This is a genomic window from Desulfogranum japonicum DSM 18378 (assembly GCF_000429945.1).
Lineage (GTDB): Bacteria > Desulfobacterota > Desulfobulbia > Desulfobulbales > Desulfobulbaceae > Desulfogranum > Desulfogranum japonicum.
On sequence record NZ_AUCV01000068.1, the window covers coordinates 1 to 21,334 of the forward strand.

Below are 21,334 nucleotides of genomic sequence, written 5' to 3' on the forward strand. Positions count from 1 at the left end.
CCGAGGAGGTGGAAGCTGCGGTAAAGCTGGCAATGGAAAAGGGAATAAGCTCCAGCGAAGGTGTACGTCACCTGCTCCATGCCGCCAACGAGGTCAGCCAACCTACGACTACCCTTGCCGGGTGGGAGAGCTTACCTGCAACCGATGTTAGTCAGTACGGACAGTTGGGAGATATGCAATGAACGAGATAGCCCTGCTGGAACTTAAAGCAAATCTGAAAGACCTTAAGCTCGCCGCTATGGTCCGGGAAGTGGAACCTCAGCTGCGCCATGCTGTCGATACAGGTATCGGCTATGATGATTTCCTGCTGGAATTAACCCGGCTGGAGAGGGAATCACGATCAGCCAACAGGTTGAAACTTCGAATCAGGGAAGCCCGTTTCCCTCTGCTTAAGTCCCTGGAATCTTTTGACCTGGAGGCCGTTCCCGAGCTTGATATCAGGGTGTTTCGGGAGCTGACAACCTGTGAGTTCATCAAGGAACACCGCAATGTTATTTACCTGGGTGGCAGCGGTACCGGTAAAACCCATATGGCGACAGCCCTTGGTCTAGAAGCCTGTAAAAAGAATTACAAAACTCGATTTGTCACCTGTTACGGCTTGGTCAATGAATTGATCGAGGCACGTGAGGAACGGAGCCTGCAGCGGATTATCCAACGCTATCGTCGCTATGATGTGATAATCCTTGACGAACTTGGCTACGTCCCCTTCTCCAGGGAAGGAGCGGAACTGCTCTTTCAAGTTCTTGCCGAGCGCCACGAAAAAGGTTCGGTAGTGATCACCACCAATCTTGGTTTTGCAGACTGGACCCAGGTCTTTGGTGATGAACGGATGACTGCGGCCCTGCTGGATCGGTTAACCCATAAAGCCCAGATTGTGAACTGCAACTGGAAGAGTTACCGATTGCGTCAAAGTCTTGCGCAAAAAAGACAAAAATAAAAAAACAATCGATGGGGCCCATCGGCCGGTGCTCCTCCCCGGTAACTCCGGTCGCCCTACGGGCTCCCTTCGTTACCGGGGAGGAGCACCGACCGACAAACACCCCCTTTTACTCAAAAAACTAAGGTGGTCAATTTTCGATTAGCACGGATGGTCAATTTTGGGTTGTCATTTCTATCCAACAACATCACAGAAACCGTCTTGTTGTAATAAATGGAAATACAGATGCGTATATATGTCATGATAGCGCGGCTTATCCGCAGGTTAGGATGATTATTTTTGCGCAGTGGTTGCTACTCGGAAGACGAATAAATTGAAATTCCCCTGTGTTTGCACCTGTTGACGGGGAACCTAAGCAGACACAGGCTGAGGGTAGCGTATTGGGCCATACGTAAGCCAGGCTGATCGCGGAAATATCAGGTGCTGTGAACAGGTATCCGCAGTGAACATAAAATGAACAGGAGTCATTCTTGTTATGTATAATTGAGGCTTGGTGAGTTAATGTGCCTTGGGGTTGTTTTTTTGATATGTATAATAAAATCAAAAGGTTGTGTTTTTTTTGATGTCCGGCGTGATTATTGATAGATAACAGGCATGTAGGATATAGAGACTTCGTCTGGAGGTCATTGTCTGGTTCTCTTGAGTTGGGTAGCTGTAACTGACGACAGGTAGCTGCACAATGTACACCTTCAGGCTCAATGGGATTGATTTTCACGTCATTTGAAAAAAGGAGGATACAATGAAAATATATCTGATTTTACCGGCAGCTGAAAAACTGCGAGTCAGTGAGAAACGAAGCTGGGTGCCTCTTCGAAAAATGCTTCGTTTCAGTGTGTTGTCTCTCACAACTGTGGCCGCACTTACCCCTGCTGAGCATGAGGTGGTTATCTGCGATGAGAATGTCGAGCCTGTAGATTTTGATACAGATGCAGACGTCGTAGGTATTACCTTCATGACCGGCTTAGCCACCAGGGCCTACGAATTGGCCTCCCAATTTAAAAAACGTGGAGCAGTCACAGTGGCAGGAGGGTTTCATCCAACCCTGAATTCCGAAGAAGCTCAGAGTCATTTTGATATTGTTGTCTGCGGAGAAGCTGAAGATACCTGGCCAAAGGTCTTGGCAGATATTGAATCCGGATCTTTTCATTCGGTCTACCACAGCAGCTTTCCGTCCAATCTTGATCACGTTCCCTTTCCCCGGCGGGACTTGCTGCGTAACAAAAAACACTACATTACCACCGACGCCGTTCAGACTGGCCGGGGATGTCAGCATAAATGCCGATTCTGCTCAGTTACGGCATTTTTTAATCATTCACATCGGAGTCGTCCCCTGGAAAAGGTAATGAAGGAAGTTGAGACGGCCAGGAAAATTTTTATGTTTGTGGACGACAATATCATCGCTGATCGGGAATTTGCCATGCAATTGTTTAAACGAATGGCAGCAATGAATAAGAAATGGGTAAGCCAGTGTTCCATTACAATTGCCGATGATGATGAGCTTCTCGAGATGGCTGCCAGAGCAGGGTGTATTGGACTTTTTATCGGTATTGAATCAGTGAATTCTGAGAATCTGGCAGCAATGGATAAGAATTTTAATGACCCGGGATCTTACGCTGCAAAAATACAAAAGATCAATAGGGCTGGAATACACGTTCAGGCTGGTATGATAGTAGGACTGGACAGTGACGATGTCGGGGTCTTTGAACGTAATCTTAAATTTCTTCAGGAAACAGGAATCGGTGCCCTTCAACTAGCCATTCTTACCCCTCAGCCCGGCACACCTTTAAGGAAAGATTTTGAAGAACAGGAGCGAATCATTGACAACAATTGGGCGCATTATGACTACAGGCATACTGTGATTCAACCTAAACAGATGACACCGGAACAACTGCAGGACGGTGCTGATTGGTTGTATGCACAGTTTTACAGGTTGGATAGAGTGGTTTTCAGATCTCTTAAAATTCTGTGTAGAACCGGATTCTATCCAGCCCTCCTTGCCTGGCGTCTCAACATGACCTACCGTTATGATCTGAAACGGCTTAACGTTAAGGGGCATAATCCGGCTGCAGCATTACAAGGCTCGGGCGATAGGGTGCCACCAGCTGTAGGAAATGCAAGTTTTTCAAGAATCTAGAAAAAATTTAAGGAAATAAAACGTTGTTCGCTACAATTGATTCAATGTATTTTTGGTTTTGAAAAATACTCTGAAAAAATCTGGATGATTTCCTGCTTATCCGCTTCTGTGGCTGGTGGAGTTTTAGCCCACTTGAGGAGCGCCTGGATTTCTTCAATTCTATGAAAAGCATGGTTGTAGTTCAGCATTGCCCTGACGACTTGGGGATGTGCACTGCGTACTGCCCAGTACATTCCCTCCTGTAACAGTTTTTTATTTTCTCTGAGTTCAGGGCTTTGCTGGAGGCATGCAAGCACGAGTTCTGCCTGATTGTTTTTTACAAAATACATGAATGGCTGTATGCCTTTCCAGTCATGGAGGATGGGGCTGACGCCATTTTCTAACAGGTAATGGATGGACTTCGGAGTGCCATGCCGTACAACAATATCCAAAGGATGGTAGTACGGTGAACACTGCACATTTAGATCAACTCCCGATTCCATGATAACCTGTAGTATTTCATGGTGTTGTGCAGCGTATTTCAGAATATCGCAGAGATCCTTGCTTCCAGTCTGCAGTTTTGCCCCTGTCTTGAACAGTGCTCTGATCAACTCCGGGTTGTTGTGTTGCGCTGCGAACAGGAGCGGCGCTTTGCTAAATCTCCCGGTATTTTTATACCTGTTTGGATCAGCTCCTTCTGAGAGTAAGGCCAGGGCAATGTCATTGCTGTTTTTCTGGATGGCAGCAAGCAGAGGAGTTCTTCCATCCTCTGTCATGGTATCGATGTTTGCATGTGCTTTGATAAGTGTGTTTGCGACGTTGGTGTTGCCGGTGCTGATAGCCAGTAATAACGCGGTTTCATCGTGCTTTGTTGTGAGCTCTGTGTCTGCTCCGTACTTAAGCAGTAATTGTGTGACCTGTTCACTGAGCTCGAACAGTTGTTTCTGATATTGATTCTTCCTGGCAACATGCATGAGCAAGGTTGAACCGTGTTCATCCCTTGCATTGGGATTGACCCCGAATGCAAGCATTTTTTCAAGGAGGACGAGATCACCTTTCTGTACTGCATAAAACAGGTCATGGGCGCTGCCAAAATGCTCATCTGTATTTTCTTGCAGTGTTGTGAGCATTGCCGCATTTTCACTTTTTAAAGCCATGGCTAAGGCTGTTTCACCGCGATTGTTTTTGCCCTGTCCTGTGGCGCCGGCTTTCAGCAGGTCACTGACACATTGGATACAATCAGCACGTATTGCTGCCATTAATGCTGTCGCGCCGCCAAATGCTGTGATATTCGGATCGGCACCATGTTGCAGGAGTGCCTGTATTATAGCGCTCTGGCCTTCGTGGGCTGCCAGAACCAATGCAGGAGAAGAACTGGAGGTCGTTTTGTCCGGGTCTGCTCCTGCGTCAAGGAGGAGTTGAACGATATCGGTATATCCAGCCTTTGTTGCAATCGAGAGAGGCGGGTGGGCGTACCTGGAATCGTTTGGGTCTGCACCATGTTTGAGCAGTATCTGCACTACCTGGGCCTGACCGGTGTTTAGTGCTGCTTTGAGCGGGGTATGTCCTGTTTTGGGAGGCCCATCCACGGGAGCACCTTTTTCGAGCATGCGTTCAACAAGCTGCGCATCGTCGGTGGACGCAGCCATGACGATCATGGAACGATGATATCCCGGGCTTATGTAATTTACGTCAATGGCATCGGTATTCATGAGATCATACGCACGTTTCGAGGCAGCGGGGCTGAGAAAATAGTGACCAGCATTTGCCTTGATTTTCATGGAACGTAATATTTCATATAATTCTGCGTCTTCCGATCTTGTAACTCTGTCAACCTTTCGGTAAACAGCCTTGTCCACTCCGTTGATAATCGCCAGGGTATAGCCGTTAATTCCAAAAAATAGAAGATAGTAGACCAATATCCAGGAGTTCTTGAGATACGCTTTGGTCAGGAAAACACAAATAATAGCTGCCAGGCCCGCCGTTATATGCAGCACTGTAGCGAGATACCATGGAATGATAATAACCATGGCCTCCATTCCTTCCTTTGGACCAAACAGAGCTGTCAACAGAAGAAGGATAGTTGAACAGAAGCAGAGGCCTGTCAGGATATATGCTGCAGTTTGATATCGTTGTTTTGTAGAAGAGCGCATCGTGATGAATTCCTGATGGAGATGGGTGTTTGATATACTGCCTATGAAAACAGGATATCAAAAAATGGGACAGGCTTGAAAAGTAAAAAGGAATTGATGCGTGTGCCGATGTTACGGTTTACAGCCGCACCTTGACGACAAGGTAAGGGGGAACGTGGAGAAATTATCGGTTGTATCGTATGTACTTCAGGCAAATGATATATGAAAAAAGCTGCAGTTTGTCACTGCCCAAAGTTGAGATACCTTTGGCCAGTGACAGCAGTTCGACAGGTTGATAGAACAAGCCTATTCCCTGTTCTCCCGTTTTCCCGCCACGAGGTTAATTACTGCAAGGATTGATGTTGAAACGATAAGCAGAAAAGACACGGCGTTAATGATGGGGGTAGAGCCGTCGCGAACCTGTAGGTAAAGATTGATGGGCAGGGTTGTTTCTGAACCGACAAGAAAGAGGGTAGTGTTAAAATTTTCAAAGCTCATCAGAAAAGCTACAGCACCACTTCCGATCAGGGCAGGGCGTAAGAAAGGCAGGGTGATACAGCGGATAACTTCAAACCGTGTAGCTCCAAGATTCAGGGCTGCTTCCTCCAATGACGGGTCGAATTTTCTTAACCGGGCTGAAACAACCAGGAGCACAAAGGTGGTAATAAAGGAGAACTGGCCAAGTACTACCAGCCAAAAACTCGGGCGGAGCAGGGGAATATCCAGGCCAAAGGTATCCTCAAAATAGATTCCAAGACTGTTGGCTGTAAGGAGGATGGAAATACCCAAAATTACTCCAGGGATGACCAGCGGTGTAAGCGCGAGGAAATAGAGGCCCCTTTTGGCAGGAAACTCTTCCTGTTCAAAAAGAAATGCACCCATGGTACCAACAGTGACCGACAAGATCGAAACCCAGAAAGCCGTTTGGGCGCTGACCACAATGGAACTGAGATTGGATCTGTCGTGGAACAGTCCGATCCGGTCCGGTCCGTCTGCCATAAACCAGTCCAGGGTAAAACCTTTCCAGGGCAGGGAAGGAAAGTTGGAGTCATTGAAAGCAAGAATACAGGTAATGATCAGCGGTGCGAACAGAAAAAGATAAAACAGCACGATATAGATTCGGAATGCCAGGGTATAGCCCTTGTGCGGGGGAAGTGTTCGTATCATGACAAGGCCCTCCCCAATTCCTGTCTGGTAAGCTTGAGACCGGCCCAGATGATAATGGAGCTGAGCGCCAGCAGAAGAAAACCGAAAGCAGCTCCCTGGTTCCAGTTGAAGCTGGCTATGAATTCGTTATAAATCTGCTCTGTGAACCAAAGTGAATTTTTCCCACCCATGAGGGTTGGGGTCAGATAATTTCCCAGAGCCAGCATAAAGACTACAATACTTCCAGAGGTAATACCTGGGGCGGCATAGGGAATAATGATTTTGCAGAATATGGTTGGTGGCGAAGCTCCCAGATCGTGTGCTGCCTCTATTATGGAATCATCCATGCCTTCAAGAGAAGAAATGAGCGGTACTGCCATGAACAGCATGGACGTATACACAAGCCCCATCATCATGCTTATATCGTTGTAAAGCATTTCAATGGGTGTATTCATCAGTCCTGAACTGATCAGAAGGTGATTGATGACCCCGCTCTCACGTAGCAGAATCATCCAGCCATATACCCTGACCAGTTCACTGACCCAAAAGGGCATCAATAATACAATGGTGAGGAACCCGCTGAGGCGGACCGAAACCACCTTGGTGATATAAAAGGCAACTGGAAAAGTAACCACAAAGGTCAGTACTGTGGTAAGCATAGCGTACACTGCTGTGCGGACAAAGGTATACCAATATATCTGTTCTGTAAAAAAGTGCCTGTAATTGGCGAGAGTCCAAACCGGATCGCCTAGATCGTCCGTTCCCTTCAGGGACATGATCAGCAGTTCAATGTGCGGAATGACGATGAGCAGCAACAACCAGAGCAGCACCGGGGTGAGAAAAATGTACAGGCTGAGGCGAATGTGGTTTTTCATAGCCTTACCTCACAAAACAGCGGCAGCTTTCGGGGTGCACACCGGCCTGGATATGGTCGCCCTTTGCTATGTGAGCGAATTGCTGGTTTTGGGGCAGGGCAACGGTGAATTCGTGATCGCTTTCAGCGATGGTGGCCAGTAATTTGGTGTTACTGCCATCAAAAAGGATATTCTGGACAGTCAGCAAAAATCTGTTGATATGCTTCATGGAGTCGCTGGGCTCCAATATAATGGATTCCGGTCGTATGTAGAGGGCAAGGCTATCACTATCATTAAGGTCTATGCCTGCTGTTGCGTGCAGCTGAAGTCCGAATGATGTTGCCACCTGTAAGGGCCTCCTTGAGGCAACCTGGACAGGGAGGATGTTCGTCTCTCCGACAAATCCGGCCACAAAGCTGGTAGCCGGGTTACTGTACAGATTTCTGGGCGTGTCTATCTGCTCAAAAGTACCCTTGTTCATAACTGCCACCTGATCTGACATGACCAGTGCTTCAGACTGGTCATGGGTGATGTACATAAAGGTCGTGCCAACTTCCTCCTGTAGCTTTTTCAACTCAATTTTCATCTGTTCGCGAAGTTTGAGATCCAGTGCCCCCAATGGTTCGTCAAGCAACAGCAGCGAAGGTTCCAGTACAAGGGAACGGGCAATGGCAACCCGCTGTTTTTGTCCACCGGAAAGTTGGGAGATATTTTTTTTGCCAAACCCGGAAAGATGAACGCGTTCAAGCATGGCTTCGACCTTTTGTCCGATTTCTCTGCCAGCCAGGCCCTGGCGTCTCAGGCCAAACGCAATATTTTCATGGACATTCATCATGGGAAACAATGCAAGGTTCTGGAAGACGAGATTGACTGGCCTACGATTCGGCGGGGTGGTGGTCATATCCTTGCCGCGAATGAGCAGGGTACCGGATGATGGTTCGAGAAATCCGGCTATCATCCGCAGGAGCGTTGTTTTACCACATCCCGATGGACCAAGGATGGAGAAAAAACTACCTTCCTCTACCTGAAAGTTAAGGGTATCTACAGCCGTAAAATCTGCAAACGTTTTTCTGAGATTTTGGATTTGGAGAACCGGGGTATTCATAATTTTTGAACTGTAACTCGTCACAGGGTTGACGGATAAGTTTGAACGTTTCCCGTATGTATAACTTATAACAGGATGCCTGAGGGCACACAGGCTGGTGTTTGCGTATTGGGTTATACCTAAGCCAGGCTGATCGCGAAAACCTCAGGTGCTCTGTGAGCAGTTCCTTTGAACTTTGGAAAACAAGAAACGCCGCTCCAATAAAGGTGAAGCGGCGCTTGAATGATGCTGTAACCTATAGGACAAGCATGCTTACTGCGCTGCTTTGACGGTATCAAGGATTTTGCCTTCAATCTGCTCGATTTTGGCAGATACTGGTGGATACCACTTGATATTATCGATGTCAGCCTCAGTGAATGAGCGGTTGATGTTGTCTCGCACTTCAGCATCCAGGTGTGCCGCTGCCCCCTTGGAAGCAGTGGCATATTTCTCTGCATTGGTAAATACCGCAGCGTTTTCAGGCTTAAGGATGAAGTTGATCCATTTATAGGCGGCTTCTACATTTTTGGCTTTTGCCGGAATGGCAAAGGTGTCTATCCATCCCAACGCGCCGCTCTTTGGTGCAATAAAGTCAATGTCGCTGTTTTCGGCGTGGAGCTTCCAGCCCCCATTGTCCCAACCCATGGCTACGGTGACCTCTCCACTGCGAACCATTTCCAGCAAGGCATCGCCATTGGACCAGTAATTTTTTACATATGGTTTTGCCTCGATCATCTTTGCCCCAACGCCGTCCATCAGCTCTTTATATGCTTTGGGGTCGTCGTATTTTGCAAATGGGTCGTCTCCTCCGGCAAAGGCAAGGGCAATCAGGGTGGGGCGTTTCAGACGGTAGCTGATGCGTCCGGTATAGGCTTTGTCAAGCAGGGCTGTGTAATCTTTTGCTTCAGGTGCCAGTTTGGTATTAACAATAAGCCCGGAAGTGCCATAGCAGAAGGGAACGGCATAGGAAGCACCTTCGACCTTGGTGTTTTTTTTCACCGCCTCAAGCATGGACGTTATAAGCTGTTCACTGTTGATTTTGCTGTAATCCAGGGGCTGATAGAGTTTGTATTGCGCCTGTACCGAAGAAATTCGATCCTGACTGGGCTGGGCCAGATCAAATCCTGCACCTCGCGTGGCTCGCAGTTTTGCAATCATCTCTTCATTGTTTGAGTAGGTCAATTCAACCTTGATGCCGGTTTCCTGTTCGAATTTTTCCACCAGTTGCTGAGGCGCATAGCCTTTCCAGGTAAGCAGTTTCAATGTTTCAGAAGAGTGGGCAGCAGTGACCATGGCGAAAAAGGCGAGCGTAGCTGCAAAAAGTAATTTCTTCATCTGAGATCTCCTTGGGTAATACGTTTGGAATGAAAGATTAGACGGCTATCTAATAACGCGGAAACCACAATACAAGAAAATAGATGGTGTAAGCAAAAACCTGATGAAACACTAATGTTATCTGAATGGAACCCGCACCCTGACAGCTCACATTCCAGCTGATCTTTCTGCGATTAGCCCGTGTGCCCTCAGGCTGGTGCAGCGTATTGGATCATACGTAAGCCAGGCTGGTTGCGGAAAGATCAGGTACACTGTAACCCGTTACGTGTCGTTTTAGCGATGCTCGCTTAAGGCCAGACGAATGCCCAGGGCGATGAACAATGCTCCCAGACCTTTTTCCATGGTGGATGCGACTGTCGAGTTGTTTTTTAAGCGGGTAATACACGCAGAGCCAACCAGAACCAGCGGCGGCTCAACAAGTGCTGCAACTACAATGATCAGACTGCCGTGTAAAAACAATTGTGCACCGACAGGACCTGCATCTTGTACGATAAATTGCGGCAGAAAAGCGAGGAAGAAAATTGCTACTTTGGGGTTGAGTGCAGCTACCAGTACACCCTGACGGAAAATGGAGAAAGGCTTTTTTTGTTTTGCCTTCCCATTGGCGAGAAATGAAGTATCTTTTGTCAGAATCGCCTGAATGCCAAGATAGAGCAGATAAAGAGCACCAGCCCATTTAACAATGGAAAAAGCCACTGCGGATGTGGCAAGTATGGCTGAGAGACCTAAAGCTGCCAAAATAACATGCAGGAAAGCACCGGTCCATATACCGAACATCGCTGCAAAACCACCCTGTTTGCCACTGCTTGCCGTCTGGCCGACAATGAAAGCCATGTCTGGCCCAGGGCAGAGATTCAACAACAATGCAGCTGAAAAAAATGTTGTCCAATGGATCAGGGAATATTCAAACACACTATTTCTCCAGGTGATTTTTATCGAGCAGATTATAGATGGTTATAGTGATAATACCAGAAATCACTCTGATGATGTACGGCGCTATTCTGGCAATGTCAAGGTGTTTTATCAGGCAGACTATGGCCAGCTGAATGCTCAGCCGGCTCATTGTTTGAGTGCCTGCCCATGTATATGTCTGATGTCGTCCGTGGTCGGGGTATGTGGTAATTCAAAATATTGTTTCAGGGTAACTGCTCACAGCGCACCTGATTTTTCCGCGATCAGCCTGGCTTACGTATGAGCCAATACGCTGCGCCAGCCTGCTTGCGAAAATCTCAGGCACCCTGTAACCAGTTACAAATATGGGAGATCTTCAAGCTTATCCGTCTCTCCTGTGAGTAGTTACGTTTCAGGTTTGCCGCGAAACGTTCATAGTTGGACCTGGTGGCCTGTTTCAGGGATTCACCGTTAACATCTGGAGCAAAGGTCGTTACAAGCAATTCATAACTGTCCTGGTTGGAGCAAGGTATTCGGTTGTCATACCTGAAAATCGCATTTGATATGCCGTCTGGGACTGATTCTATGAAATAATCAGGTTTGCTCATGCTGGATGTTAGAAGAGGAGCACATGTTCTATCATCGATGAAGCCCCTGCCAGGAGTTAAAAGCCCAACTCCACGATAATGGGTAAATGGTCGGAACCGATATCTGGACCGGTCTTCATGTGGCTGACCGTGAATTCTGAAGACAGTAAACAGTGATCTATCGGAATCCTAAGTAACGGATAGTTTGTCATCCATGTTGGCAGAATACCGAAACCTGCACGTGAGTTATGGAGCGTATGCGGCAGCAGATCGTAACTGCTTGCCCACATGGTGGTGTTCAGATCACCAACCAGAATGACAGGTGTATGTATCTGCCCGATATGGAGGCTTATTGCGCGAAACTGAGCATCTCTCAACTGGGAATAATCCCGACTCACTGGCGGCAGGGGATGGGTCGTGATAAGGGTTACATCTTTATCTTTGATGTGCAGTTTCACCTGAATACTGGGCAGAGAATGTAATCCCCAGGTTATTTTTTGCACATCAGAAAACGCAATTCTGCTGTATAGGCCAATACCGAAATTATCATTACGTGGGATAATAACTCTATACGGGTATTGGGAGTGGAGTGTGCTCAGTCGGTCTGCCCAGGCCTGGTTAATTTCCTGAGCTATAATGAGATCAGGGGATTCCGCCTGTGCCAGGTTGAGTAACTTTAAGTACTGCCTGTTGGAGGTGAGCACATTACTGTGCAGAAGTTTCAGAGAATGGTTTGGGGATGCATGGGACTGCTTTACAGGGAACCACCATGGAGCAATATGGTATCCGTTCAGGCAGGTAATGAGCAGCATGAGTACGGCTAAACGATAACATTTCAGGAAAGTCAAAAGGAGAGCGCAGGCCAACGATGCAATACAATAGTGCAGACGGAAATGGGAGAAAAGATCAAGTATCCAATGGTGTTGGCCTGCCAGAGTAAGGATGCTGAAGAGGATGGTTACCGCTGCTGCCAGTTGGGTAAGCCGGGCAATGACTGACATGAGTCCTTTTTTCATAGGGATCTATCCACAAGGTAGAGATTGATATGTACTTCAATCAAGGTGTTGCCTCGGAATATATGGCAGGTTTTGAGTGTCTGACGATTCAATGTCATGGCTTGGCCCCTGAATGCTATATTGGGATTACCTGGCGAAAGGCCTACTAAGCCCGGCTCATAATGATGTCTTCAGGGCGTCGTCAGGACGCGTACATCTTCTCTTATGGTACATAATGTGCTTAATGGCAGAATTTAGCCGCATCTATTGCAAACATGAATGGTTTTACACATGGGGCATATCTGAAAAATCAATTGGCAGTCATCCATAGTATCGCCCCAGATACAGAAATCGGAGATGGGCCTGTTCCACACCACGGCGAACACCTCCATGTTCGAGTATTCGCGATAGGTGCATTTTTTATTCGGACAGAGGATATCTTCTGGAAATCCTTGAACCATTTCTTGTATACCGCCAATTTGAGTAAAGGGGTACTGTAAATTTTGAACGATTTGAGTGTCAGAATCGGATACGACTCCATATTCTTCTGCTAAGAACGAAAAAATTAATGTTTTCTGTTGATCATATGTAAGTGGCTCAGTGGCAATCTGTCTTTCCGGAAGAATAGGCGGGTAATTGTCATAGGGGAAATTTTCATCCGTAGAACTATCCCCCAAATGATGTATAAAGATTTCATGTTCAGACAATACCTGATAGCTGAAATCACAGGCATTATTATAGAGAGGGTAATAGAGTGGCAGCCATCTGGAATTATCGAGGAGTTGAGGCATTTTCAGATCTTGCAGATCAAAGATATAGAGACAATGTAGATGGCATTTTTTCATAGCTTGATTTGTTACGCTATGGATTGGTTTGCCTCCAAAGCGGTGTAATGGTTTCTCTGCATTTCCTTCATGAATACGCAATACATGACTCATTAAAAAACTACTCATTCTTTACTTCCTTCGTATAAAAGTAGAGTTTTTACTCGTTAAATGTGTGTGGCAAATACGCTTCAGACAGATATTCCAATGTGTCAGAACCATATTTAAGTGATTGGACGTCAGGAAAGAAAGGAATATTTTTTACCTGTTCTTTGACTTGCCATTTGATATAGTTAAGTAAGCCTATTGTACTTGCGGCGTTTTTTGTGAGCGTTTCATCCATCCCCTGAGAGGTGAGTATGAATTCCAAGGCAATCACCAAAGACATCGTATCCATGCCGGTGCATCCTAATATGCTTGATTATAGCGAAGTCTGCACCACATTTTCCTGGGAAGCTGTACGTGCATCCTTGCAGGGGTTGCCGAACAACAGTGGCCTGAATATTGCCCATGAGGCAATTGAGCGTCATGCAAACGGTCCGTTGCGAGACCGGGTCGCTATTCGCTGGCTCGGCAAAAAGGACACTTCCCTGGAACTGACCTACGGTGAACTGCAGGCTGGAAGTAACCGATTTGCTAATCTGCTCAAGCAACTTGGCGTCAATAAAGGGGAAAGGGTGTTCTGGCTTGCCGGCCGCATCCCTATTCTGTACAGCGTATTTTTCGGCATCCTGAAAACCGGAGCTGTTTTTTGTCCTCTGTTTTCAGCTTTTGGCCCAGAGCCGATAGCGCAGCGTTTGGAACGCGGCAATGCGAAAATTCTGGTCACCACTGAAAGGCAATACCGCAAAAAGATAGAACCGCTGTTGTCCCGTCTTCCTGAACTTGAGAGTATCCTTCTTGTGGACCGGGAAGAGAAACTGAATGAGTGGGTACTCTCCCTGCCACAGTTAATGGCTGATTCGTCCTCTGAGTTTACAATCCCACCCACCGATCCTGAAGATAAGGCCATCCTTCACTTTACAAGCGGCACAACCGGCATGCCCAAAGGCGCTGTCCATGTGCATAATGCGGTGCTTACCCACTGGATTACCGGGCGGTATGTGCTTGATCTGCATCCTGAAGATGTCTTCTGGTGCACTGCTGACCCGGGATGGGTCACAGGGACTTCCTACGGCATTATTACCCCCCTGCTGCACGGTGTGACATCCATTGTTGATGAGGCTGAATTTGAGATTCAACGCTGGTATCAGATTCTTGAGCAGCACAAAGTTACAGTCTGGTATACGGCACCGACGGCCATCCGTATGTTGATGCGTGCGTCTGCAGATGTAAGGGAAAAATATGATCTCTCAGCTTTGAGATTAATCCATAGTGTGGGGGAGCCGCTTAATCCAGAGGCTATTTTCTGGGGCCAGCGCGTACTTGGTTTGCCAATTCATGACAACTGGTGGCAGACCGAAACCGGAGGCATAATGGTTGCCAATTATGCGGCCCTTGAGATTCGACCAGGCTCAATGGGAAAACCTTTACCCGGGATTGAGGCAGCCATTGCCAACAGATTGCCGGATGGCACCCTTCAGCTTGAAGGGGATGAGGTGGAGGGAGAGCTTGTTCTCCGCCGGGGGTGGCCATCCATGTTTCGGGCGTATCTCCATGAACAGGAACGTTATAATACATGTTTTGTGGGAGACTGGTATTTGACCGGAGATCTTGCCCGCCGGGATACAGACGGCTATTTCTGGTTTATTGGCAGGGCTGATGACATTATCAAAACTGCAGGTCACATGGTGGGACCCTTTGAGGTTGAGAGCAGTCTGATGGAGCATGCTGCGGTGGCCGAAGCAGGCGTAATCGGTAAACCGGAGCCCACCATAGGTGAACTGGTAAAGGCTTTTGTTGTGTTGAAACCTGGTTTTTCAGCCAGTGATGAATTGAAACAGGAGTTGATAGGATTTGGACGTATCAGGCTGGGGTCAGCTGTTGCTCCTAAAGAGATTGAATTTACCGATAATCTTCCAAAGACCCGTAGCGGAAAAATTATGCGCCGCCTGCTCAAGGCGAGGGAACTGGGGCTTCCCATCGGCGATACTTCTACCTTGGAGGGGAGTGCATCATGACGCAGATACGTCTTGAAAAAACACATGCGCTGGAGCAACTTCGGCAGATGCTTTTGATCCGCCGTTTTGAAGAAAAATCAGCAGAGCTCTATTCAGCGACTAAAATTCGTGGTTTTCTCCATCTCTATATAGGTGAGGAGGCCGTGGCTGTTGGTGTCATGGCAAATCTGGAGCCTGAAGATGCTGTAGTTGCCACATACCGTGAACACGGTCAGGCTCTGGCACGCGGCATGAGTGCAAACAGTATCATGGCGGAAATGTACGGCAAACAGGAGGGATGCTGCCGGGGACGCGGCGGTTCCATGCACCTCTTTGACGCTGAGAAACGGTTTTATGGAGGCAATGCCATTGTGGCCGGTGGCCTGCCTTTGGCTGTTGGCCTTGGTCTGGCTGACAAAATGCAGAATCGCAACAGGGTTACCTGTTGTTTTTTTGGTGATGGTGCTGTTGCAGAAGGTGATTTTCATGAATCCATGAACCTTGCCAGCCTGTGGAAACTGCCGGTACTTTTTCTTTGTGAGAATAATCTGTATGCCATGGGTACTGCCATCTGCTACCACCAGGCTCAGGCAGATATTGCCGCAAAAGGCTCTGCGTATGGAATGGCCTCAGCGTCGGTCGACGGTATGGATGTTGTTGCTGTGGAAACTGCAGCTGCTGAGGCTGTAGCTTATATTCGGGCCGGGAAGGGACCATATCTGCTCGAATGTCGGACCTACCGTTTTCGTGCCCATTCCATGTTCGACAGTGAATTGTACCGTACAAAAGAAGAGGTGAAGGAATGGAAAGAGCGTGATCCCATTGTTCAGCATACCTCCCGGATGCGTGAAGCCGGTTTGCTTGATGATCAGGATATAGCCTCTCTCGAACAGCAGGTGGCCGAAGAGGTTGAAGCTGCGGTTGCTTTTGCTGAGGCTGGAACCGACGAACCCATTGAGGAACTGACTCGTTTTGTCTGTTCGGAAAGGAGGGTGGCATGAATCAAGAGCAGGGTATGCGAACCATTACCTACCGTGAAGCAGTCAAGGAAGCTATCCGCGAAGCCATGCAGCGTGATGAACGGGTTTTTCTCATGGGAGAGGATGTAGCCCATTATGGCGGATGTTATGCTGTGAGTAAGGGGTTACTTGCAGAATTTGGAGAAGAACGTATTCGTGATACGCCGTTGTGCGAATCCGGTTTTGTCGGTGCCGGCATTGGCGCTGCACTGGGAGGTATGCGGCCCATTGTCGAGGTTATGACAGTGAATTTCAGTCTGCTGGCCCTGGATCAGATCGTGAATAGTGCCGCAACCCTTCTGCATATGTCTGGAGGAAATTTCAATGTGCCCCTTGTCATCCGTATGGCAACAGGCGCCGGCAAACAGCTGGCTGCACAGCACGCCCACTCCCTGGAAGGATGGTATACTCATATTCCAGGAATCCGTGTGCTGGCACCGGCAACAGTTGAGGATGCACGGGGAATGCTTTGGACTGCTTTACAGGATCCGGATCCGGTCCTGATTTTTGAAAATAATACACTCTACAACATGGAAGGAGCTCTTTCCACTGAAAGTGGTGCCGTAGATATCGACAGGGCAAAGGTTCTAAGAACAGGCAAAGATATCACGATCATTACCTACAGCGCCAACCTGTTCAAATGTCTTGAAGCTGCCGAGCGCCTGGCAGGAGAAGGCATAGAGGCCGAAGTTATTGATTTGCGCAGCCTGCGCCCTCTTGATGACGCCGTTTATCTGCAGTCTATAAAGAAAACCCATCGTGCCTTGATTGTTGACGAAGGATGGCGCAGCGGCAGTCTGGCCGCTGAAATTTCAGCTCGAATTATGGAACAGGGGTTCTATGACCTTGATGCTCCTGTGGAGCGTTTATGTTCTGCTGAGGTTCCAATCCCCTATGCCAGGCATATGGAAGAAGCTGCCATACCGCAGGCGGAAGCAGTTTACGCTGCTGTGAAAAAGGTGGTGCAACATGGCTGATTTCTGTATGCCCAGTCTTGGAGCGGATATGGAATCCGGGACCCTGGTGGAATGGCTTGTTGAACCTGGGACCTTGATCAGGAACGGGGATGTTATTGCCACAGTGGAAACTCAGAAAGGCCTGTTTGAAATTGAAGCCTTTGAGGATGGAATTCTAGGAGAACCATTGGTTCAGGAAGGTGAAGAGGTACCGGTTGGAACTGTGCTGGCAGTAATTGATGCGGGTAAAGGAGCTGAAGCTCAAACCACAAAACCTGTGGCAGCGCAGGCTGAAGCGACTGAAGAAAGGCCGCCCTCAGAGGTATTTCAGGAACGTATTCTTGCTTCTCCTGCGGCACGTCGACGTGCTGTAGAGCTGGGTGTTGATCTGAATGCAATTTTAGGAACAGGCCCAGACAATGTCATTCAGATAAACGATGTGGAACAGGCGGCCAAGCAACGTGGCGTAACAAAGGACAAGGATGAAACGTCTGTACAGCCTTCGTCTGTGGATGCAGATGCAGGCATGCGCAAGGCGATAGCTGCAGCCATGAGTGTATCTAATCGTGAAATTCCCCATTATTACCTGGAAAGCGATATGGATATGACAACACCCCTTGAGTGGCTTGAAGCAGAAAATGCGAGAAAATCCATCCGCGAACGTATCCTGCCAGCCGCCCTCCTTCTTAAGGCTGTGGCCCTTGCCCTGCGAGATGTTCCCCAATTAAACGGCTACTGGGTTAACGATCAACTACAGATGCAATCCGGCATTCATATTGGTTTTGCCCTTGCCCTGCGTAGTGGCGGTTTGCTGACGCCGGCTCTCCACGATGTTGATACCAAACCTCTGGCAGAACTCATGCAGACAGTCGGGGATGTGATCGAGCGTGCAAGAAATGGTCGTTTACGAGGCTCGGAGATGACCGATGCAACTGTCACTGTAACTAACCTGGGAGATCGGGGAGTAAAGACAGTTTTGGGCGTTATTTATCCTCCCCAGGTAGCCCTGATTGGCTTTGGCCGTATTGCCGAGCGTCCTGTAGTAGATCAGGGTAAGGTTGTTGTCCGGCGATGTCTAACCGCAACCCTGGCAGGAGATCATCGTGCAACAGATGGACATACAGGCGCACTTTTTCTTGATGCGCTTAACCGACACTTGCAGAAACCGGAGGCACTATGACAGAACAGGAACTGCAAGCTATTATTTTTGCGTCACTGAAAAAGGTAGCTCCGGAAAGCATCCCTGAAGATCTTGATCCTGATGAAAATTTCCGTGAGGAACTGGATATAGATTCCTATACCTTTTTGCAGATGCTTGTCCATATCGGTGAGCAAACCGGAGTCGAAGTGCCAGAGATCGATTATGGTCGTGTCTCAACTTTGTCTGGTATGCAGGGGTATCTGACAGCCCGGCTCAGTTCTCCTGATAGCGGGAAGCTGTAGCTGAATAGTGTATGCGCTATATTGACGGCGGTCTCATGGATTATGGTAAAGCTTATGCGTTACAGGAATCCCTGGCTGCAGATATCTCTAACGGACACACAGAAGAAACACTGCTGTTGCTGCAACATCCTTCAGTTTATACCATTGGCCGGGGTGGGCTTTTGAGTAACATACTTGATCCTGCCATTCAGGTTGAGCGGGTTAATCGTGGAGGAGATGTTACCTGGCACGGACCGGGACAATTGGTTGGATACCCGTTAATCAACCTGACCAGGCGAGGCCGTGATCTGCATCGGTGGATTGGGTTTCTTGAGGAATTACTGGTTGATACCCTGGACACATTTGGGATTCGGGGGCAGCTGCGAGAAGGAGCAAGGGGGGTGTGGACGAAACAGGGAAAAATTGCTTTTCTCGGCGTTGGTGTGCGCCGTTGGGTAACCATGCATGGTTTCAGCCTGAATGTGAGCCCTGAGTTACATCCTTTTGATACAATCATCCCTTGTGGGATAGCCGAATGTCCTATTACCTCAATGGCTGCAGAAGGATTGCATACTGTCTCGGTAGACGAGGTGAAGAACCATGTTCTGGAAATATTTGAACCGTTGCTTCAGTCCAGGCTGCCCAAAAAAATGTCTAGATGAATGTTTGTCGTTGAAGGTTTTTCTCCCAAAAGAACATAAAGAAATTATAAGCTTATCCCTTTTTCTTGTTGAAATGGCAAGGGAATAGGGTATGTTGTTGTTTGCGAGATTGATTATCAATAACATTAAAAGAGGATCGTATTTATGAACATGAAAGCTATTGCTTCAGTTGTGGGGTGCGGTTTTGTTTTGTCTCTGGCAAGCCTGCCTGTGTGGGCAGAGGACACGCTTATGCAGGAGGCTAATGAACTGTTTGCCCCCATTCCAAAAGAAGCACCTGAGATCAAAAATAATCCTGCCACTGAAGTCAAAGTGGAGTTGGGGAAGATGCTTTATTTTGAACCCCGTCTTTCCCGCAGTGCGCTCATCAGCTGTAATACCTGTCATAATGTCGGCCTGGGAGGTGCGGATTATCAGGAAACATCCACCGGGCATGGCTGGAAAAAAGGACCACGTAATGCTCCGACGGTGTTGAATTCTGTGTTTAATGTGGCCCAGTTCTGGGATGGCAGGGCAAAAGATCTTGCCGAACAGGCTAAAGGCCCTGTTCAGGCAGGGGTTGAGATGAATAATACCCCTGAGAACGTTGTAAAGAATCTAAAGAGCATGCCATTGTATGTGGATATGTTCAAGCAGGCCTTTCCTGGTGAAGCTGATCCGGTAACTTTTGATAACATGGCCAAAGCCATAGAAGTTTTTGAGGCAACCCTCATTACCCCCAATGCTCCATTTGATAAATATCTCAAAGGGGATACAACTGCTTTAAATAAAGATGAAAAAGTGGGTCTGAGTCTGTTTGTGGAGCATGGCTGTGTATCCTGCCACGGTGGTGTGAACATGGGGGGAGACGATTATTATCAATTAGGCGTTGTAGAGATGCCACGAGAAGAAATACTTGCTGGTGACAAGGGGCGTTTCAGCGTGACCCATGCAGAAGGAGATGAGTTTATGTTCAAGTCTCCTTCTTTACGAAATATCGAATTAACTCCTCCATATTTTCATTCTGGAGTTGTCTGGGATCTTACAGAAGCTGTTACAGTAATGAATAACTCCCAGTTAGGTGCAGACTTGTCAGATGAAGAAATACACAAAATTGTCGATTTTTTGAAATCAACAACAGGTGAACAGCCCAAAGTCGAACACCCCATTTTGCCTGCTCCAACAAAAGATACACTCCACCCTGAATTATAAGGTGTACCTGGCCCACATTTCCCATGGACACTTCTGGTCATGGGAAATGTGGTTTCAGCAGTATCCTGTACAGGTATTTCGCGAACCTTACTTTTTGTTTATGGTTTCAACCATTGGTATGCCATTGGCCCCGGAGGGAATATATACTGTGGTGTGATTTGGTGATGCTGCCATTTTTAACTGTGCATTAATGGCCTCATGCTGGAGGTAATTCTGGGTAAGCGTGCTGTTGATTATTTTCTGGGCTTCAGCAATGCCTCTGGCTTCTTCAATCCTGATTTCCGCGTCCTTTTTGGCAATTTCACGTTGAGTTTCTTTTTCATCAAGGAGTTGTTTGGCTGCCAGCTTTTTTTCCACCGCTTCTGTTACTACCTTGGGGTAGTCTATATTGCCTACTACCCCTGATACGGGGATGAAAGGCGTATCTTGTAAGTATGCTTGCAGTTCCACCATTACCGCTTCAGCGATTTCACTGCGACGTTCCTTCACCTGTCGGCTCTCAAGGGTTTGCACATGTTTTCGGACCATTGCCCGTAAAGGTTCTTTGATATACCGGGGATAAAATTTTTCACCTGCAAATTCTTCAACCACGGACTTAATGGTTCCTGGCTTTACTTTGATGATGGTTTGAAAACGGAAAGATATATTCAGCTCATCTTTAGCGAGTATGTTGAATGATTCTGCATAGGTCTGCGGCCTGAAATCAACATTTTCAACCTCGTTACGCCACAAAGACACTCCGTAATTTGCAGGACCTTTGAGTGTTCCTTTGAAACCTCCCTTTCCCCAAACCCTGGGATTTTCTTTTACATATCCTTCATGCCCGGCAGGGGTGGATGGGTTGGTACAGGCGGTGAGCCATACTGAACAGAGCAATAATATGAGATAGCCTAAAGTCTTTTTCATAATCTCCTCTTGTAAAAGAAAATGCACATATAGCCTGAATTCACAAAGTGCCTGGAGAGGGGTGTTTGCCCATGGATTTCCAGGGGAGCAGGGCAATCGCATGGGTAATAACCTATACTCAAGCAAATAGTCTACTTTCTTTTATCGTCTTAACAGGTTACATAGTTTTCTTCGTCACCCC

General features: G+C 47.6%; 20 protein-coding genes and 1 pseudogene. 10 read left to right on the forward strand and 11 right to left on the reverse strand.

Features of this window, described 5'->3' with window-relative positions; translation table 11 throughout:
- The 3 genes and pseudogenes from G493_RS33745 to G493_RS30575 form a co-directional block, all read left to right on the forward strand.
- Positions 1–182 (forward strand): annotated as a pseudogene (locus G493_RS33745) (IS21 family transposase); the annotation flags it as partial.
- Positions 179–937: an IS21-like element helper ATPase IstB gene (istB, locus tag G493_RS0121030; RefSeq protein ID WP_028581964.1), complete on the forward strand. Its 759-nt coding sequence runs from the start codon at positions 179–181 to the stop codon at positions 935–937. The pseudogene G493_RS33745 and the gene istB, both read left to right, overlap by 4 nt.
- A gap of 739 nt (positions 938–1,676) precedes the next feature.
- On the forward strand, positions 1,677–3,071 hold the full coding sequence (locus G493_RS30575) for a B12-binding domain-containing radical SAM protein (protein WP_051309729.1): 1,395 nt from the start codon (positions 1,677–1,679) through the stop codon (positions 3,069–3,071).
- Between the two features lie 41 nt (positions 3,072–3,112).
- Here G493_RS30575 and G493_RS0121040 read toward each other — a convergent pair whose 3' ends face one another.
- The 10 genes from G493_RS0121040 to G493_RS0121090 form a co-directional block, all read right to left on the reverse strand.
- Entirely contained in the window at positions 3,113–5,203 is a 2,091-nt protein-coding gene (locus tag G493_RS0121040; protein ID WP_028581965.1) for an ankyrin repeat domain-containing protein, read from the reverse strand.
- 285 nt (positions 5,204–5,488) lie between these two features.
- A complete protein-coding gene (locus G493_RS0121045; RefSeq protein ID WP_028581966.1) occupies positions 5,489–6,349 on the reverse strand; it encodes an ABC transporter permease in 861 nt (286 codons plus the stop codon).
- Entirely contained in the window at positions 6,346–7,203 is an 858-nt protein-coding gene (locus tag G493_RS0121050; RefSeq protein ID WP_028581967.1) for an ABC transporter permease, read from the reverse strand. The genes G493_RS0121045 and G493_RS0121050 overlap by 4 nt, the downstream gene beginning before the upstream one ends.
- Positions 7,204–7,207: 4 nt before the next feature.
- Positions 7,208–8,287, reverse strand: a complete 1,080-nt coding sequence (locus G493_RS0121055; RefSeq protein WP_035275488.1) for an ABC transporter ATP-binding protein — start codon at positions 8,285–8,287, stop codon at positions 7,208–7,210.
- 252 nt (positions 8,288–8,539) lie between these two features.
- Positions 8,540–9,601, reverse strand: a complete 1,062-nt coding sequence (locus tag G493_RS0121060; protein ID WP_028581969.1) for an extracellular solute-binding protein — start codon at positions 9,599–9,601, stop codon at positions 8,540–8,542.
- 273 nt (positions 9,602–9,874) lie between these two features.
- Positions 9,875–10,513, reverse strand: coding sequence for a LysE family translocator (locus G493_RS0121065; protein WP_028581970.1), 639 nt, complete (start codon positions 10,511–10,513; stop codon positions 9,875–9,877).
- Position 10,514: 1 nt separating this feature from the next.
- Positions 10,515–10,664 carry a hypothetical protein gene (locus tag G493_RS33560; protein WP_153306620.1) on the reverse strand — a complete coding sequence of 50 codons (150 nt, stop codon included), beginning with the start codon at positions 10,662–10,664 and terminating at the stop codon, positions 10,515–10,517.
- Between the two features lie 166 nt (positions 10,665–10,830).
- Positions 10,831–11,100 carry a hypothetical protein gene (locus tag G493_RS0121075; protein ID WP_028581971.1) on the reverse strand — a complete coding sequence of 90 codons (270 nt, stop codon included), beginning with the start codon at positions 11,098–11,100 and terminating at the stop codon, positions 10,831–10,833.
- A gap of 56 nt (positions 11,101–11,156) precedes the next feature.
- Complete coding sequence (locus tag G493_RS0121080; protein WP_028581972.1) at positions 11,157–12,095, reverse strand: endonuclease/exonuclease/phosphatase family protein; 939 nt, start codon at positions 12,093–12,095, stop codon at positions 11,157–11,159.
- 233 nt (positions 12,096–12,328) lie between these two features.
- Complete coding sequence (locus tag G493_RS0121090) at positions 12,329–13,027, reverse strand: hypothetical protein (RefSeq protein ID WP_028581973.1); 699 nt, start codon at positions 13,025–13,027, stop codon at positions 12,329–12,331.
- Between the two features lie 230 nt (positions 13,028–13,257).
- On the opposite strand from G493_RS0121090, the gene acsA reads away from it, so the two are divergent.
- From acsA to G493_RS0121130, 7 genes are all read left to right on the forward strand, one after another.
- Positions 13,258–15,018 (forward strand): acetate--CoA ligase, encoded by a 1,761-nt coding sequence (gene acsA / locus G493_RS0121100; protein WP_028581975.1) that lies wholly within the window; start codon positions 13,258–13,260, stop codon positions 15,016–15,018.
- On the forward strand, positions 15,015–15,998 hold the full coding sequence (gene pdhA, locus G493_RS0121105; RefSeq protein ID WP_028581976.1) for a pyruvate dehydrogenase (acetyl-transferring) E1 component subunit alpha: 984 nt from the start codon (positions 15,015–15,017) through the stop codon (positions 15,996–15,998). The genes acsA and pdhA overlap by 4 nt, the downstream gene beginning before the upstream one ends.
- On the forward strand, positions 15,995–16,993 hold the full coding sequence (locus G493_RS0121110; RefSeq protein WP_028581977.1) for an alpha-ketoacid dehydrogenase subunit beta: 999 nt from the start codon (positions 15,995–15,997) through the stop codon (positions 16,991–16,993). The genes pdhA and G493_RS0121110 overlap by 4 nt, the downstream gene beginning before the upstream one ends.
- Positions 16,986–18,152: a dihydrolipoamide acetyltransferase family protein gene (locus G493_RS0121115; RefSeq protein WP_028581978.1), complete on the forward strand. Its 1,167-nt coding sequence runs from the start codon at positions 16,986–16,988 to the stop codon at positions 18,150–18,152. Before G493_RS0121110 ends, G493_RS0121115 begins: the two co-directional genes overlap by 8 nt.
- Positions 18,149–18,415 (forward strand): acyl carrier protein, encoded by a 267-nt coding sequence (locus tag G493_RS0121120; RefSeq protein ID WP_028581979.1) that lies wholly within the window; start codon positions 18,149–18,151, stop codon positions 18,413–18,415. The genes G493_RS0121115 and G493_RS0121120 overlap by 4 nt, the downstream gene beginning before the upstream one ends.
- An 11-nt stretch (positions 18,416–18,426) precedes the next feature.
- Positions 18,427–19,056: a lipoyl(octanoyl) transferase LipB gene (gene lipB / locus G493_RS0121125; protein ID WP_028581980.1), complete on the forward strand. Its 630-nt coding sequence runs from the start codon at positions 18,427–18,429 to the stop codon at positions 19,054–19,056.
- 144 nt (positions 19,057–19,200) lie between these two features.
- A complete protein-coding gene (locus G493_RS0121130; RefSeq protein ID WP_028581981.1) occupies positions 19,201–20,247 on the forward strand; it encodes a cytochrome-c peroxidase in 1,047 nt (348 codons plus the stop codon).
- An 87-nt stretch (positions 20,248–20,334) separates the two neighbouring features.
- Here the strand turns inward: G493_RS0121130 and G493_RS0121135 are convergent, their stop codons facing one another.
- Entirely contained in the window at positions 20,335–21,153 is an 819-nt protein-coding gene (locus G493_RS0121135; protein WP_028581982.1) for an SPFH domain-containing protein, read from the reverse strand.
- Between the last annotated feature and the right edge of the window lie 181 nt (positions 21,154–21,334).